The following is a 14,767-nucleotide window of genomic DNA, read 5'->3' on the forward strand; positions in this document are numbered from 1 at the left end:
GATGATTAGCGGAGATTGTTCGTGACCTTAACGCCTTCCTCACTGCCATACTTGTTAGTACTGGGCCTTCTCGCCAATGTCTCTTCTGTATTGGCGGAGCCCTGGACCGAGAATAACTGGAATCCGAAACCGGATGGCGAAGATATTGTTCTGCCTATGCCCTGCGAAGGCTCTATGGTTTTCCGTCGGATCGAGATCCCGATGGCAGGGCCACTTGATGACCTGCCAATTACGCTGGGCCAAGACAGTGGGGACTGGGGGGTTATCGAACATAGCTACCCCGCTTTTATTGCCGGGAGCTTCTCGGATAAAAAAGCAAAGGGACGCTATTACCTGATGGCGAAGTATGAACTGACCACCTTGCAGTATCAGGCGTTGACGGAGGGCACTTGCCCCACTCCTTCTCGCAAGCTCAGTTTACCGATGACGGGAGTCAGTTGGTTCGATGCAGTAAGTGCCGCCGATAAATACAATCAGTGGTTGCGCAGTCATGCCATGGATAAGTTGCCGCAGGAAGACGGTGATGCTGGCTTTTTACGCCTGCCTACAGAAGTAGAGTGGGAATTTGCCGCACGTGGTGGTCTTAAAGTGAATAGCGCCGAATTTCGCGATCAGCACTACCCGATGGACGACATGAAGAACTATGAGTGGTTCTCAGGTGCGCAGTCTTCCAATGGCAGAGCGCAACTCATTGGGCTGTTACAGCCCAATCCGCTGGGTTTGTATGACATGCTGGGCAACGTGTCAGAAATGATGTTCAATCCGTTTTACCTAAATAAACTCAACCGATTGCATGGCCAGGCCGGCGGCTTCGTCGTACGTGGCGGTAATTTTCTCTCCGGCCCGCCAGAAATTCGCAGCGCGACACGTAAAGAAGTAAATTACTACGATCAGGCGACGCCTTTAACCAGCAAAACCACCGGCCTTCGTCTGGTGCTGGTGGCGCCGACCATCACTTCAACTGATAAAGTGAAACTGCTGGAGAAAAGCTGGGAAACACTCGGGGCTGAAAATCAGGCCAACACAAAGAAAAACGATGAAGCCAAAGACACAGTCAAAGCGCTGGGCAGTCTCGCGTCGAATGTTGACGATGCAGCACTAAAACAAAAGTTGAAAGATCTGGAAAACCAACTGCGAGCCAGCAACCAGAAACAGCAGGAAGAGCGTGACCAGTCGATTCGCGCCAGCCTGAATTTAGGTTCATTTCTCTGCACCAAGTTACAGGATGATGGCCGCTTCCTCGATTTCTTAAACCATAACTACGAACTGCTGTGTAAGAACAAAGACGCCAGCGACGCCAATTGCGCCATTCGTAAAACCAAGCTGGGTGAGCAGTCTGACAGACTGCAACAGCTTACAGGATATTACGCAAGTAGCTTGGTTGATGCGACCACTCTGTATGGGAAAGAGGGTCTGCAGCATGAAGTCACGGTATTCGATCAAATGCTTACACTGAACAAGCGACTTTCAGGACTAAAGCCCTTCCTGGCCGCACACTGGCAGAATCAGCAGAAATATCTGGCAAACGGCAAGATAGATACAGCAGGCTGGCTGGAAAGCTGCAAACAGACCAACACCCCTAAAGCTATCACTCAGGAAAAGTAGGAAAGAACGTGGAACGGGCAAGTAACTTATATTGGCAACGGTATTACCACGGCTAGGTTGGCAGTCGACCAGCCTTGCCGAAACACAGCTCTATATCAGTATTCGGAATACCGATAGTGTATGGATTAAAGGCGTTGGTTAACTGGTGTTCAGGCTGGACAATAGTGGTGCCAGAGAGTTTAACGAACTGGCAGTAACTATTCAGCTCAATGATAAAACTAGTCATATTAAAATATCGGGATTTAAGTAATGCCTTCATCAGTTGTGCGCTCTATATTTCCGGCCTGACCGCGTTTGGCACAGCGGCCCAACATGAAGGCATTGCTGAGCAGGCTGAAGAAATATTCAGCCAAATCAGGAAAATTGTCAGCCTAGAAGAGATAGATTTTTCAGCACTAATCAAAGTGACTATATTCATCACCTCTTTTGAGGAGATCAACGGGCTACGCAACGTGCTGTACCGAAATTACCTGATCACTTGCCAGCCAGCTCGCTCGTAGAAGTCAGCCGCCTCTTCTCACCTGACCTCTCGATAGAGTTTGAGGCTATATTCGGCCTTTGATTCATTGCTCATAGCCGGATAGTGACAACTGTTCGGCTCTAACGCCGTTTTATCAAACCCTCTCTGCAACATAACGTCCGATTTTCGCTCATACTGACGTGGACTACTTGCATGCGGAAAGCGTCAAGCCAGAAACGGACGCGCCTGGCCTGTAGGTAAGTTAATCAACTAGGAAAAGTTGAACTGCTAAGTGCGTTTTAAAAGAAAATCTCTAAGTTCGGCTGTAACTTCTTCTGGTGCCTCTTCAGCCATATGATGACCGCTACCTATGGCTTTACCCGTGACATCTGGTGCCCAGCTTCTCCAGATACCCAATACGTCACCGTATATGTCTTCCAGATCATCAAATTTTGACCATAAGCATAGCGTCGGGCATTTAATCATCCGGCCGAGTTGACGGTCCTGAAGCTCATGCTGTTTATCTATATATAAACCAGCGCGATAGTCTTCTATCATTCCGTGTACTGTTTCCGGATCGTGTATGGCTCGCCTGAATTCAACATATTCTTCATCTCCCATTGATTCCGGCTGGCCTCCGTACCATTTGTCCGGGTCAGCCAGAATGGCCCGCTCTGGTTTCTCTGGCTGAGCAAAGAAGAACCAGTGATACCACTGTCTGGCAAATTGCTCATTACACCGGCTGAGAGCTTCAAGTATTGGGATACAATCCAGAACGGCAAGACAGGTGATTCGTTCCGGATAGTCAAGGGCAGCCCTGTAGGCCGTGTAGCTGCCCCTGTCATGTCCAACAAGTGCAAACTGTTCGAAGCCCAGTTGGCTCATCAACTCAATACAATCTTTTGCCTTAGCTCTTTTAGAAGAACCCGCATGATCAGGCCGGTCGGCAGGTTTAGATGAGCGGCCGAAACCACGTAAATCAGGACATACAACGGTAAATGATTTAGCAAGCTCCGGGGCGACTTTTGACCATGTTACGTGAGTACGAGGATGGCCGTGCAACAGCAAAACCGGAGGGCCATTACCACCATAACGTACATTAAGCTCTGCTTCTGAAACGTTAATTACTGTGTGCGTAAATCCCTTAAACATGTTTTTCCCCTGCCAGTTGTGTAGTAAAAATTATAGGCAGTTTCTGCTCGCAAAATTCTGAGAACTGATAAGCAACGGTAAAGCTGAGGTAAGTCATGGCATCCGAGGGCAACCAGAAATTCACGCAGGGATACAGGACAGAAACAGGCATTCGTCAGGGAAGATTTTCAGGCTTAACGTCCGCTTTTCACTCATACAGGACAGAGTGTCCGAGTCAAACTGCGTTGTGCCGTTCTGACGCTTCATAAATAAAGCTTCTGGCCGGAACGCTCATAGGTGATTGACGAAGATATTACGTGCTAGTGATCGGCGGGCAGCGGGTTAACATTACAGAGACCGCTCCCACCAGCATAAGGGCTTCATGGATCATTTCCCCGCAGACAACGCTGGACCGTGGTTAACAAACCGGCGGCTCAAAACAAAAGGCCTGTCACTCCTTTTTGCCTGAAATCACACGCCGACGATGGCAGTCGGTAGGCTGCAGTATGTTCCCGTTACATGAACGTACCTCCAATGTTTGGACAGGCTGTCCGTGCGTGTTATCCACAAGGACTGAATGTATTTCGTCCTTCTCAAACATATAGCGCTCTCCCCACTGACGTATAGCCACAACAATGGGGAAAATGGTTCGCCCTTTATCGGTAAGGACATATTCCCTGTACGCGCTGCCATCTGAAGCAGGACAGATCTCAAACACACCGATATCAACCAGTTGTTTTAGCCTGGAAGCCAGAATATTTTTGGCCAGTCCTAAATTCTTCTGAAACTCACTGAACCTGCGTACATCATCAAATGCCTCACGGATAATCATCAAACACCAACGTTCACCAATCGACTCTAATGTCCTGGCAACGGGACATTCGCTGGTCCTGAGTGATTCTTGTTTTGCCATCCGTTTTATCTCTCAGTTTACTTTTAGTGATCCAACCATACCCCTCCTTAAAAGAGGTTGCAAAAAAAAACCACCACTGTAGATTCTATTCGCAATGTAGTTTTAAAAAGAAACCAGATGAGGCAAGTATGCAGTGTAAGGCAGGCAAGAATTCTGATGTTGCGATACAGGCATCGTTAGCATATGACCCGGTGCTCTCTCCCTGGATAATTTTTTTGTTCTCAGTGACTTGTGCCCTGGCGGTGGCAAATGTCTATTCTGCTCAGCCTTTACTTGAATCTATGGCAGCCAGCCTGGATGTTGAACCCGGTATAATTGGCAGCGTTGTCACCCTAACTCAGACAGGCTATCTAGCCGGCTTGCTCTTTCTGGTTCCACTCGGAGATCGGGTGAACCGAAAAATCCTCATTGTTACTCAACTGATACTTTCAGTACTGGCTTTGATAATGGCGGGATTATCACAAAATCTGGCGATCCTGCTTTGCGCTATGCTGTTGATCGGCCTGATGGCGGTAGTGGTTCAGCTCATGGTTGCATGGGCAGCGATACTGGCAGCTCCCCATAGACGCGGAGAGGTTGTAGGTAAGGTGACCAGCGGCATTGTTTTGGGGATCCTGCTGGCCCGCTTCGTCTCAGGCATCATTGCCGATTTTGCCGGTTGGCGGGCTGTTTATTTGATTGCTGCCTGCCTGATATTGCTGGTCACATTAGTCGTTGCGAAAGTGATGCCGCCCTCCCCGCCGCAGACGAAAAAACCAACCTATGCCTTTCTATTCCTCTCTATTTTCCGTCTGTACATCACTGAACCTCAACTGAGGAAGCGCGGAGTTCTTGCTCTGCTTATCTTTGCAGCTTTCAGCATGCTATGGACCACGATGGTCATGCCACTTACTGCTATGTCGCTTTCGCATACTCAAATAGGCATGTTTGGTTTAGCTGGCATAGCGGGTGCGCTGGCGGCCTCAAAAGCCGGATTATGGGCAGACAGAGGCAAGGGGCAGCGCGCAACCGGATCAGCTCTGGCATTGCTGACACTCTCATGGCTACCCATCGCGTATGCCGAAAAATCCCTGCTGTGGTTGATTATCGGCGTCATCGCGCTGGATTTTGCGGTGCAGACGGTCCATGTGATCAATCAGAGCATCATCATTTCAGCCATGCCCTCAGAGGCCAGCCGCCTCGTCGGAGCTTATATGTGTTTTTATTCCGTGGGCAGCGCCTTTGGCGCGCTTGTCGCAACTCAGCTCTATGCGCTCTGGGGGTGGCAGTCCGTCTGCTTCGCGGGTGCATTCGTGAGTGCCTGTGCTTTTATCTTGTGGTCAGGATTACCTAAATCATGAAATTACATCATCTGCTGCTTGCGATTCTGATAACAGCAATCTGGGGGGTTAACTTTTCAGTTATCAAGCTGGGGCTGAATGCCGTGGATCCCTTAATTCTGGCAGGTATACGTTTCACGCTATGCGCCTTGCCTGCGTTATTTTTCATAAGAAAACCTGACGTCAAATGGCGCTATATCATCAGCTATGGTCTGGTTTTTGGCATTGGTTTATGGGGGCTGGTCAACCTGGGGATTAAAACCGGGCTTTCTGCCGGAATTGCATCACTTCTGCTGCAATTCAGTGCCTTCTTTACCATCCTACTGGGAAGTTTGGTATTTAAAGAAAGTCTCAACCGTTATCAAATCGCGGGCTTCACTCTCGCTTGTACGGGCTTACTGAGTATTGTTCTTATTACTGATGGTTCCGTTACTCTCTTCGGTACGCTGCTGGTATTGGCAGGTGCAATGGCGTGGAGTATCGCCAATATCATTAATAAACGTTCGGGTACGAAGCAGATATTTGCCTTTTTGGTTTGGTCGAGCGCCTTTTCTCCAGTACCACTTTTTTTGCTGGACTGGCTGGTCAACGGTGCCAACGGATACACTGCGCTAGTCACACACCTTGACGCTCGCTCTGTGCTGTCAATACTGTTCCAGGTCTATCCCAATACGCTGTTTGGCTACTGGGTGTGGAATTCCCTGCTTAAGCAATACCCGATCTCTACCGTGGCGCCCTTGTCGCTGTTGGTACCGGTGTTCGGGATTCTGGGATCTATGGTGATATTTGGGGAAGATGTCTCGATGGTGAAGATTCTCGCCCTGCTGCTGATTATTTCTGGACTGGCTGTAGGATTGTATGGTCACCGGTTAACCTCTTTTTTGCGGGAAAACGCATCAATTTGACACGTTACGTTCTTTACCGGCTGACGGCACAAGAACTATTTTGAAAAGCCCTTAAAGCCATCAGGGATCAATTAAATAAAGCGGCCCGGAAGCCCGGCTACTTGCTCTACCTTGAGAAAATGGAAGCTGCAATTCTTGCTGCACTTGAAATCGAAGTCTTCCTTTAATTCGAATCATTCACCTTTAAAGCGCTTCCGACAAACGGATCATATCCATGTGAGGTTTAACGTCCGCTTTACGCTCACAGCAGACTCAGAGTAGCGCCTGACCGCTGTGTGCCTGAAGCGGACGTTAATCCATTACCTATTCAGAAACAACCCAGTCATTTTAAGTCAGCAATAGAGTGCCAAGTTGATTAAATCAATGTTTGACGCTGACTAAATTTCCATTATTCTGGAAATATAGTTATTAGAGGTAGTATGGACTTACATACCGCAGCAAACGCACTTCGGGAGCTGGGCCACCCGACCCGTCTCAGCATATACCGGGAGCTTGTCAGGGCGGGTCATGACGGCCTGCCGGTTGGCGAACTACAGAAGCACCTTGATATTCCTGCCTCCACTCTCAGCCATCATCTTTCTGCGCTGATGTCTGCTGGCCTCATAAGTCAGGAACGTCAGAGCCGAACCCTGTTCTGCAGGCCCTGTTATTCACAGCTTGAGCAGCTGATGGCTTTTCTGACTGAAGAGTGCTGCGCCGGCGGCAGCGACTGCAGCCTGACTGCCGCGATCCCCCTTAAAGAGACTCCATTGTGAATAACGTGAATGATGCCTTGAACAATATCGATCCGACGCTCCTGGATGCGCCCCTTACGGAAGAGAAGCTGAAGGCCGCAGAAGTGCCGCACCCGCCCCGCATCCTGATGCTCTACGGTTCGTTGCGGGAACGCTCTTACAGCCGGCTCACCACGGAAGAAGCTGCCCGGTTGCTGACGGCTATGGGCGCGGAGGTGAAAATATTTAATCCGTCCGGCCTGCCGCTGCCGGATGATGTACCTGAAACGCACCCGAAGGTTGCAGAGCTGCGCGAACTGGTACTCTGGTCAGAAGGGATGGTCTGGTGCTCTCCTGAGCGTCACGGTGCCATGACCGGCATCATGAAGACGCAAATTGACTGGATACCCCTGACGTCCGGGGCGGTCCGGCCATCGCAGGGGAAAACCCTTGCAGTCATGCAAGTCAGCGGCGGCTCACAGTCGTTCAACGCCGTAAACCAGATGCGCATTCTCGGGCGCTGGATGCGAATGATCACCATCCCGAACCAGTCATCCGTGGCAAAAGCCTGGGCCGAGTTTGATGAGGACGATCGCATGAAACCTTCACCATATTACGACCGCATCGTGGACGTCATGGAGGAACTGATGAAGTTCACCCTGCTGACGCGCGGGCGAAGCAACTACCTGACCGACCGCTACAGTGAAAGAAAAGAGAGTGCCGCTCAGCTCTCAGAGCGGGTCAATCAGCGCAGCATATAAAAAAGCCGGCAGATGCCGGCTTTTTTCACACTCGTTATGTCTGCAGCCTGGTGAAAAATCAGTGGCTGACGCGGTGACCGTGCTCATCAATGACCACTTCGCCATCCTCTTTGGTAAACGCTCCCTGCTGCGGATCTGGCAGAATGTCGAGAACCGCTTCGGACGGACGGCAGAGCTTCGTGCCGAGCGGCGTCACCACCACCGGGCGATTAATAAGGATCGGATGAGCCAGCATGGCATCGAGCAGTTCGTTATCGCTGAAGCGGTCTTCTGCCAGGCCGAGCTGCTCGTACGGTTCGGTATTCTTGCGCAGCAGGGCGCGTACGCTGATGCCCATGTCCGCAATCAGCTTCTTCAGCTCGTCGCGTGACGGCGGTGTTTCCAGATACAGAATAACCTTGGGTTCGGTGCCGCTGTTGCGGATAAGCGCCAGGGTGTTGCGGGACGTCCCGCACGCCGGGTTGTGATAAATGGTGATGTCAGTCATAAGCGGTACTCCGTAAAGGCGCTGCACAGTCGCAACACCGGGGTTAAGGTTAAACAGACAGGCGCAGGGCCAGCGCGGCCAGCGTCACAAAAAGTACCGGCAGGGTCATCACGATGCCCACGCGGAAGTAGTAGCTCCAGCTGACAGTAATGTTTTTTTGCGCCAGTACGTGCAGCCACAGCAGGGTAGCGAGGCTGCCGATGGGGGTGATTTTCGGGCCGAGGTCGCAGCCGATGATGTTGGCGTAAATCATCGCTTCCTTCACCACGCCCTGTGCGGTGCTGCCGTCAATCGAAAGCGCACCAACGAGCACGGTAGGCATGTTGTTCATGACAGAAGAGAGCGCCGCCGTCAGGAAACCGGTGCCGAGCGTTGCGCCCCAGACACCGTGCTCTGCAAACCGGTTCAGGGCGGCAGAAAGGTAATCAGTCAGGCCGGCGTTACGAAGACCGTACACCACCAGATACATGCCCAGCGAGAAGATAACAATCTGCCAAGGCGCGCCTTTCAGCACCTTGCCGGTATCAATCACGTGTCCTTTGCGGGCAACCAGCCAGAGAATACACGCAGCCACCGCTGCCACCAGGCTTACCGGCACGCCGAGTGGTTCGAGAGCAAAGAAGCCGACCAGTAGCAGGATGAGAACAATCCAGCCGGTTCTAAAAGTGCGCGCATCGCGAATGGCCTCACGCGGCGCCTTCAGTTTCGTCAGGTCGTAGGTGGCCGGGATGTCCCTGCGGAAAAACAGGTGCAGCATCACCAGCGTGGCGGCCACGGAGGCGATATTTACCGGCACCATCACCGAGGCATACTCGCTGAAACCCAGCTTAAAGAAGTCCGCCGTGACAATGTTCACCAGGTTCGACACGATGAGCGGCAGGCTGGAGGTGTCGGCGATGAAACCTGCTGCCATCACAAACGCCAGCGTGGCGCCGGGGCTGAAGCCCAGCGCCAGCAGCATGGCGATGACGATCGGCGTCAGAATAAGCGCCGCCCCGTCATTAGCGAACAGGGCGGCTACCGCCGCACCCAGCAGAACGATATAGGTGAACAGCAGCCGGCCTTTTCCGCCTCCCCAGCGGGAAACGTGCAGCGCCGCCCACTCAAAAAAGCCGGATTCGTCGAGCAGCAGGCTGATGATGATGACGGCAATAAAGGTAGCCGTAGCGTTCCAGACAATCTGCCAGACCACCGGAATATCCCCAATCTGTACTACGCCGGTCAGGAGCGCCAGAGCCGCACCGATGACTGCACTCCAGCCAATACTGAAGCCCTTCGGCTGCCAGATAACCAGTATCAGCGTCAGGACGAAAATCGCACCCGCCAGAAACATACTTTCTCCTTTTTAAATAAAGTTGCCCGTTAATCCGGGTTGATAATTATCCCGCACAAAACACATTCAAAAAATCGCATATATGATGGTGAAATTTTTTAAATGCAGACAGGCTTGCCGTTGGTGGTTGCGTTATCGCGTTCAGCCTGCTGGCTGAGCTTAAGGATGTCATCTCGCTGGCACAGGTAAGCCTGTTCAATTACTGCTGATGCCCAGGCTGGCATGTGCGGAGACAAACGGTAATGGATCCACTTGCCGTCTCGCCTGTCGATAAGCAGGCCGCTTTCTCTCAGTAAAGCCAGGTGTCGGGAAATTTTGGGTTGTGATTCCTTTAGCGTGGACGAAAGCTCGCAGACGCAGAGCTCACCTTTTTCGCGAAGTAACAGCACAAGGCTGAGCCGGGTTTCGTCAGACAGGTTTTTGAAAAGTTGCAGGGGCAGAAGTTGCGGCATGGTGATTCCTGTATACGATGTTAAGACAAGTGTCGTAGCTGGCAAACTTTGAGTCAATAACATATGCATAAAAACAGATATATTGATCTGAACAGGATTTATTTTTTAAGAACTGAATGCTTGTTATGCCTGCTCAGTTTAACGGAGTAGCTGTATCCTCTTTAGAATATTGAATGTCCGTTTTTCGCTCAAATCGAACCTTCCCGGCACTTATGTCCGCTCTGTGCCAGAAGCGTACGTTATTGACGCTAAGGTATATTAAGCAAAGGAGAGTAAGCCCTGCTCCCCTTTGCAAAGCCATCGCATCTCAGCTGGGCAGCTAAACTTAATTACCGCACAAATTACCCATAGTGAAACCTTTCGTAACTGAGCAAGAACGCCTACTATTTTATCTAGTGCACTAGATAATCAAGCACCAGAGATTATGAAAAATGAAACCTAAAGAAAATATGGAAATTGGTAAGCAGCTGTCGTTCGCCCTTTACGGAGCCGCAAACCGCATGAACCGGCTCCATAAGCCGTTTCTCGACCCGCTGGGCCTGACGTTTCCCCAGTATCTTGTAATGCTTGAACTGTTCTGTGGCACACCACGGGCTGTGGGTGAGTTAGGGAGCAAACTTGATATGGACACGGGAACCATCACGCCTCTGTTAAAGCGCCTGGAGGCTTCCGGCAAGGTAACGCGCACGCGCGATCCTGCTGATGAGCGTCGGGTGCTTATCACCCTGACCGAGGCCGGAGATGCCCTACGAGAGGAACTCTGGTGTATCACCGACAAAATCAAAACCGCCTGTCAGCTCAGCGAAGAAGGGCTGGCTCAGCTGCGCGACACGCTGAATGCTTTGTCCCACCCGGCATCTGAATAAGCGGCGTGTCATCACTCTATAAACAAGGTACTTAATATGAAAATTGGCATCATTGGCGCAGGAAACATTGGCGCAACACTGGCCCGTAAGCTTTCTGCTGGCGGACATGAAATAAAGCTCGCCAACTCCAGAGGACCGGACAGCATCCGTGACCTGGCTCGTGATGTGGGCGCAACCGCCGTTACGCGCGAAGATGCGGTAAAAGACGTCGACGCGATTATTCTTGCCATTCCTTTTGAAAAGCATCGCGGCCTGTCAAGTCTGTTCAGCCAGGTACCGGAGCGTGTCGTGGTTATTGATACCTCTAACTACTATCCCTTCCGGGACAGTGCCATTGCTGAAGTTGATAATGGCAAACCGGAATCTGTATGGGCGAGCGAGCAAACCGGACGACAACTGGTAAAAGCCTGGAATGCAGTCTTAGCCGCCACGCTGGCTGATAAAGGTCTTCCATCCGGCGCGCCCGATCGCATTGCACTGCCCGTTGCCGGAGATGATGCCCGGGCAAAAGCCGTAGTGCTTAAGTTAGTCAACGAAACCGGCTTTGATGCACTCGATGCCGGTCCTCTGAGTGAATCCTGGCGTCAGCAGCCCGGTACGCCTGCCTATTGCACTGAGCTGGATACAGAGGAACTCAAAAAAGCCCTTTCATTCGCCGATGCCGCACGCGCCCCGAAAAACCGCGATGATCTGATAAAGGAATTTATGACCCCCGGTGCGAATTTCACGCATGAAGACGTTATCGCACGTAACAGAGAAGTGACGGCTTAGCGCCCTCGCCCCCTGCTTTTTTGAGTAAATAATGACAGGTCGGGGCGCAGGACCTGTCGGCATTAAACAGCCGGACTTCCATTTCAGAGGCGTCACAATTTGTATGTGAACGCCCTCTCTCTGAAAGCAAATATTCATTCAGGAGAAAACGATGAATCATTCTTTCCCTCTCAGCATCGGTATCCTTGGCACAGGCCACATAGGTAAAACCCTGGCACGTAAACTGGCAGCCGCAGGACACAACGTAAAGGTCGCAAACTCGCGTGGTCCGGAAACAATTGAGGCCGAAACACTGGAAAAGGGCGCTCTGCCCGTTACGGCTGAACACGCCGTCAGCGACGTTGATGTGTTAATACTTTCAGTACCGCTTATGCGGATCCCTGAGATTTCGCAGCTTATCGTAAGTCTGCCTTCTGACGTTATCGTGGCTGACACATCTAATTATTATCCGCACCGGGATCGGAAAATTGACGCGATTGAAGGCGGTCAGGTGGAAAGCCAATGGGTTGAGAAGCAGTTAGGCCGGCCCATTATTAAAGCATGGAATACAATTGGCTCCGGATCTTTTGCAGCCAAAGGCAAGCCAGCCGGCGCAGAAGGCCGCATCGCCATTCCCGTGGCCGGTGATAACAAGGAGCATCGCGAACTGATTATGAAACTGGTCAGTGATACCGGCTTTGATGCCTATGATGCCGGCAGTCTGACAGAATCCTGGCGTCAGCAGCCGGGGTCTCCGGTTTACTGTACAGATCTGCAATACGATGAGATATCCGCCGCTCTGGCATCTGCTGAGGCATCTCGTCTGGCCACAAGAAGGGATCTTGCAGCCGCCATATTTCAGGAGCGGGCCGGCGACAACAGGACCAATCCGGATGCTGATTTTGGTGTACAGGTATCACGTATAATCTTTATGTAACTATTTACCGGGCGCTCAGAGAGGGCTTTACACATCCCTCATTCAGTACAGGAGTTCGTGATAGTCCCGAAAATTAATGCTGACATCAGTCAAAGTAAGGTTTTAAAATTTCTTCAGTCCAGTTCATAAAGGCCCTTACCCGCTGCGACAAATTACGCCGGTGCGCGACAACAAAAGATGCCGTAAGCGGCTCGGGTCGCAGATCAGGAAGAACCTCAATCAGGGCGCCGCGTTTGATGTGCGGTAAGAGCGAGGAATACCCACCCTGGATTAAGCCCAACCCCGCCAGTCCTGCATCATGATAAGCCGGCACGCTGTTGACCCTTATTGCGCCTGGTAGCATCAACGATTTGTAGCCATCGCCTGCCGGATACGCCCATCCGTCAGGCTTCGAACCAAAATTCCGGATGTAATGAACCATCCTGTGGCCTTGGTTAAGAAGATCATCTATCGTTTTCGGCACACCGAAGCGATCCAGATAGCCTGGGCTTGCTGCATTGATCATGCGTAGATGTCCCAGCGGCCTGGCAATAAGCGTTTCATCTACCACGGGCCCGAGACGAACCACGCAGTCAAATCCTTCCAAAACCAAATCAACACGCCGATCGGTGCTTGAAAGCTCAAGTTCCAGCTCAGGGTGTGCTTGCAGCAACTGTGGCAGGGCGGGAATCACCACGCTCTGCGCCAACACAGTCGGCATATCAACGCGTAACCGTCCCCGCAGTGGCATACCGAAATCAGTAAACATTGACTGCAATTCTTCAGCTTCCGACAAGAGATCGCGCGCGCGCGAATAAAAAGCCCGCCCATCTTCTGTCAGCTGCACGGTCCGCGTTGTCCGGTGCAGAAGCGTAGCGCCTACATCATGTTCGAGCTCACGCACCACCATTGAGGCACGTCCTTTCTGGATACCCAGACTTTCAGCTGCCTGAGTAAAGCTCTTCATTTCCGCTACGCGCGCAAAAATAATCAGCGCCTCCAGATTCTTCATTGTTCACTCTCAGGGTAACAGTGCGTTATTTTTTCCGTTATTTATTACCATTTTAATACTTAATAGACTGCTTTCACACCGCGTATCCCGCATAACGCTGTCTGAAGGTAATTAAGATGACTCATCCCCTGAAAATGATTAACACCGTTGTGATCTATCACTCTGGCTACGGGCATACGGAACGGATGGTAGCCGCAGTCGCTACATTTGGCCCCGATGCATCAGCGGGAAGCGAAGGCCGCCGTAACACATTCGATTTCCCACCTGTTGATCGCGATCGGGTCTGGAATTTCATTGCCGCAATGCGGGTCATAGCGGACAAACACGCTGTATCGGTAAACAGGATTGCGCTCGCATGGTTACTTGCCAGACTCTGCGTCACCAGCGTAATTATCGGTGTAAAACGGATCGCCCAACTCACCGATAATCTTCGGGCTACCGACATCGTTCTGACAGCGGAGGAAGGGAAGCATCTTGATGCGATAAGCGCTATGCCTCTCCATTATCCGGGATGGATGATCGACCATCAGGATGCAGAACGCTACCCGAAACCTTTCACCTCTAAAGCACAGAATTAAACCCAACGTCTTTAAATCACCTCAGCTTTTTCACGGCTATCTCTGTGCTTACGCTGAAATACAACACCACTTACGCAGGATAAAGAGAAATGAATAAAGGTTATTTAATCGCTCACGTGACTGTATCAGACCCTGTCGCATACTCTGAGTATGCCCAAGCTGCCGGGGAGGCAATGCAGGATTTCAATCCGAAGATCATTGCCTGGTCTGGGCAGTATGAAAATCTTGAGGGAGAATCCCATGAACGGCATGTCGTTTTTGAGTTCGCTTCTTTTGCCGAGGCCAAACGTTTTTATGAGAGCCCTAAATATCAGGCAGCCAGGTCAATACGAGCAGGCGCTGCGACCGGAACTTTTGTGTTGATTGAAGGCGCTGACCTTTAATACCAAGGACTATCATGTCCGCTTTGCGTTCACACAAGAGTGTGCCCTCGCCTCACCCGCACCCGCACCGTCCCCAGATATGCCCGACACAGGGCATATCTGGCCATAAACAACTGGATACTCTCAGCGGATGCCCGCACATATGACGGAAACCCGTTACTCTCCACAAACGCCCCGGCTTTC

The 14,767-nt window shown here is 51.3% G+C and carries 16 protein-coding genes and 1 pseudogene; 11 read left to right on the plus strand and 6 right to left on the minus strand.

Translation table 11 applies throughout. The features are described 5' to 3' along the window. The first annotated feature begins 21 nt into the window (after window positions 1-21). Entirely contained in the window at window positions 22-1,605 is a 1,584-nt protein-coding gene (locus SC127_RS10285) for an SUMF1/EgtB/PvdO family nonheme iron enzyme (RefSeq protein ID WP_332626182.1), read from the plus strand. 269 nt (window positions 1,606-1,874) lie between these two features. Further along, a pseudogene (locus SC127_RS10290) lies at window positions 1,875-2,167 on the plus strand (RidA family protein); the annotation flags it as partial. 186 nt (window positions 2,168-2,353) lie between these two features. Here the strand turns inward: SC127_RS10290 and SC127_RS10295 are convergent. Continuing rightward, on the minus strand, window positions 2,354-3,217 hold the full coding sequence (locus tag SC127_RS10295) for an alpha/beta fold hydrolase (RefSeq protein ID WP_332626183.1): 864 nt from the start codon (window positions 3,215-3,217) through the stop codon (window positions 2,354-2,356). A 430-nt stretch (window positions 3,218-3,647) separates the two neighbouring features. Further along, the gene (locus tag SC127_RS10300) at window positions 3,648-4,109 is read right to left on the minus strand and encodes a winged helix-turn-helix transcriptional regulator (protein ID WP_332626186.1); all 462 of its coding nucleotides are present in this window, start codon (window positions 4,107-4,109) and stop codon (window positions 3,648-3,650) included. A gap of 128 nt (window positions 4,110-4,237) precedes the next feature. On the opposite strand from SC127_RS10300, the gene SC127_RS10305 reads away from it, so the two are divergent. The 4 genes from SC127_RS10305 (at window position 4,238) to arsH (ending at window position 7,807) form a co-directional block, all read left to right on the plus strand. Beyond that, a complete protein-coding gene (locus SC127_RS10305; RefSeq protein ID WP_332626187.1) occupies window positions 4,238-5,449 on the plus strand; it encodes an MFS transporter in 1,212 nt (403 codons plus the stop codon). Continuing rightward, the gene (locus SC127_RS10310; protein ID WP_332626188.1) at window positions 5,446-6,333 is read left to right on the plus strand and encodes an EamA family transporter; all 888 of its coding nucleotides are present in this window, start codon (window positions 5,446-5,448) and stop codon (window positions 6,331-6,333) included. The genes SC127_RS10305 and SC127_RS10310 overlap by 4 nt, the downstream gene beginning before the upstream one ends. A 419-nt stretch (window positions 6,334-6,752) precedes the next feature. After that, window positions 6,753-7,088: an ArsR/SmtB family transcription factor gene (locus SC127_RS10315; protein ID WP_215844726.1), complete on the plus strand. Its 336-nt coding sequence runs from the start codon at window positions 6,753-6,755 to the stop codon at window positions 7,086-7,088. After that, window positions 7,085-7,807, plus strand: coding sequence for an arsenical resistance protein ArsH (arsH, locus tag SC127_RS10320; RefSeq protein WP_419762365.1), 723 nt, complete (start codon window positions 7,085-7,087; stop codon window positions 7,805-7,807). The genes SC127_RS10315 and arsH overlap by 4 nt, the downstream gene beginning before the upstream one ends. Window positions 7,808-7,865: 58 nt before the next feature. Here arsH and arsC read toward each other — a convergent pair whose 3' ends face one another. From arsC to SC127_RS10335, 3 genes are all read right to left on the minus strand, one after another. Next, a complete protein-coding gene (arsC, locus tag SC127_RS10325) occupies window positions 7,866-8,294 on the minus strand; it encodes a glutaredoxin-dependent arsenate reductase (protein WP_110015861.1) in 429 nt (142 codons plus the stop codon). A gap of 49 nt (window positions 8,295-8,343) precedes the next feature. Further along, window positions 8,344-9,627 carry an arsenic transporter gene (locus tag SC127_RS10330; protein ID WP_243079575.1) on the minus strand — a complete coding sequence of 428 codons (1,284 nt, stop codon included), beginning with the start codon at window positions 9,625-9,627 and terminating at the stop codon, window positions 8,344-8,346. 98 nt (window positions 9,628-9,725) lie between these two features. Beyond that, complete coding sequence (locus SC127_RS10335; RefSeq protein WP_243079576.1) at window positions 9,726-10,079, minus strand: metalloregulator ArsR/SmtB family transcription factor; 354 nt, start codon at window positions 10,077-10,079, stop codon at window positions 9,726-9,728. A 431-nt stretch (window positions 10,080-10,510) separates the two neighbouring features. On the opposite strand from SC127_RS10335, the gene SC127_RS10340 reads away from it, so the two are divergent. The 3 genes from SC127_RS10340 to SC127_RS10350 all read left to right on the plus strand — a co-directional run bounded on the left by SC127_RS10340 (window position 10,511) and on the right by SC127_RS10350 (window position 12,632). Continuing rightward, on the plus strand, window positions 10,511-10,945 hold the full coding sequence (locus SC127_RS10340; protein ID WP_332626194.1) for a MarR family winged helix-turn-helix transcriptional regulator: 435 nt from the start codon (window positions 10,511-10,513) through the stop codon (window positions 10,943-10,945). An 18-nt stretch (window positions 10,946-10,963) separates the two neighbouring features. After that, complete coding sequence (locus SC127_RS10345; protein ID WP_332626416.1) at window positions 10,964-11,716, plus strand: NADPH-dependent F420 reductase; 753 nt, start codon at window positions 10,964-10,966, stop codon at window positions 11,714-11,716. 151 nt (window positions 11,717-11,867) lie between these two features. Then, entirely contained in the window at window positions 11,868-12,632 is a 765-nt protein-coding gene (locus SC127_RS10350) for an NADPH-dependent F420 reductase (protein ID WP_332626196.1), read from the plus strand. A gap of 85 nt (window positions 12,633-12,717) precedes the next feature. Here SC127_RS10350 and SC127_RS10355 read toward each other — a convergent pair whose 3' ends face one another. Beyond that, window positions 12,718-13,623, minus strand: a complete 906-nt coding sequence (locus SC127_RS10355; protein ID WP_215844965.1) for a LysR family transcriptional regulator — start codon at window positions 13,621-13,623, stop codon at window positions 12,718-12,720. A gap of 116 nt (window positions 13,624-13,739) precedes the next feature. Between SC127_RS10355 and SC127_RS10360 the strand changes: the two genes are divergently transcribed. Both SC127_RS10360 and SC127_RS10365 read left to right on the plus strand, forming a co-directional pair. Further along, window positions 13,740-14,201, plus strand: a complete 462-nt coding sequence (locus SC127_RS10360; RefSeq protein ID WP_215844964.1) for an aldo/keto reductase — start codon at window positions 13,740-13,742, stop codon at window positions 14,199-14,201. A gap of 89 nt (window positions 14,202-14,290) precedes the next feature. Beyond that, complete coding sequence (locus SC127_RS10365) at window positions 14,291-14,584, plus strand: DUF1330 domain-containing protein (protein WP_243079582.1); 294 nt, start codon at window positions 14,291-14,293, stop codon at window positions 14,582-14,584. Window positions 14,585-14,767 lie beyond the last annotated feature (183 nt).

This window comes from Pantoea sp. T14 (assembly GCF_036663535.1).
GTDB classification, from domain to species: domain Bacteria; phylum Pseudomonadota; class Gammaproteobacteria; order Enterobacterales; family Enterobacteriaceae; genus Pantoea; species Pantoea phytostimulans.

Excerpts from the sequence above, each read along its gene's own strand:
- arsC (WP_110015861.1), bottom strand. The coding sequence starts at position 8,294 with ATGACTGACATCACCATTTATCACAACCCGGCGTGCGGGACGTCCCGC.
- SC127_RS10360 (WP_215844964.1), top strand. The coding sequence starts at position 13,740 with ATGACTCATCCCCTGAAAATGATTAACACCGTTGTGATCTATCACTCT.
- SC127_RS10310 (WP_332626188.1), top strand. The coding sequence starts at position 5,446 with ATGAAATTACATCATCTGCTGCTTGCGATTCTGATAACAGCAATCTGG.
- SC127_RS10350 (WP_332626196.1), top strand. The coding sequence starts at position 11,868 with ATGAATCATTCTTTCCCTCTCAGCATCGGTATCCTTGGCACAGGCCAC.
- SC127_RS10300 (WP_332626186.1), bottom strand. The coding sequence starts at position 4,109 with ATGGCAAAACAAGAATCACTCAGGACCAGCGAATGTCCCGTTGCCAGG.
- SC127_RS10305 (WP_332626187.1), top strand. The coding sequence starts at position 4,238 with ATGCAGTGTAAGGCAGGCAAGAATTCTGATGTTGCGATACAGGCATCG.
- SC127_RS10340 (WP_332626194.1), top strand. The coding sequence starts at position 10,511 with ATGAAACCTAAAGAAAATATGGAAATTGGTAAGCAGCTGTCGTTCGCC.
- SC127_RS10330 (WP_243079575.1), bottom strand. The coding sequence starts at position 9,627 with ATGTTTCTGGCGGGTGCGATTTTCGTCCTGACGCTGATACTGGTTATC.
- SC127_RS10315 (WP_215844726.1), top strand. The coding sequence starts at position 6,753 with ATGGACTTACATACCGCAGCAAACGCACTTCGGGAGCTGGGCCACCCG.
- SC127_RS10365 (WP_243079582.1), top strand. The coding sequence starts at position 14,291 with ATGAATAAAGGTTATTTAATCGCTCACGTGACTGTATCAGACCCTGTC.
- SC127_RS10355 (WP_215844965.1), bottom strand. The coding sequence starts at position 13,623 with ATGAAGAATCTGGAGGCGCTGATTATTTTTGCGCGCGTAGCGGAAATG.
- SC127_RS10295 (WP_332626183.1), bottom strand. The coding sequence starts at position 3,217 with ATGTTTAAGGGATTTACGCACACAGTAATTAACGTTTCAGAAGCAGAG.
- SC127_RS10335 (WP_243079576.1), bottom strand. The coding sequence starts at position 10,079 with ATGCCGCAACTTCTGCCCCTGCAACTTTTCAAAAACCTGTCTGACGAA.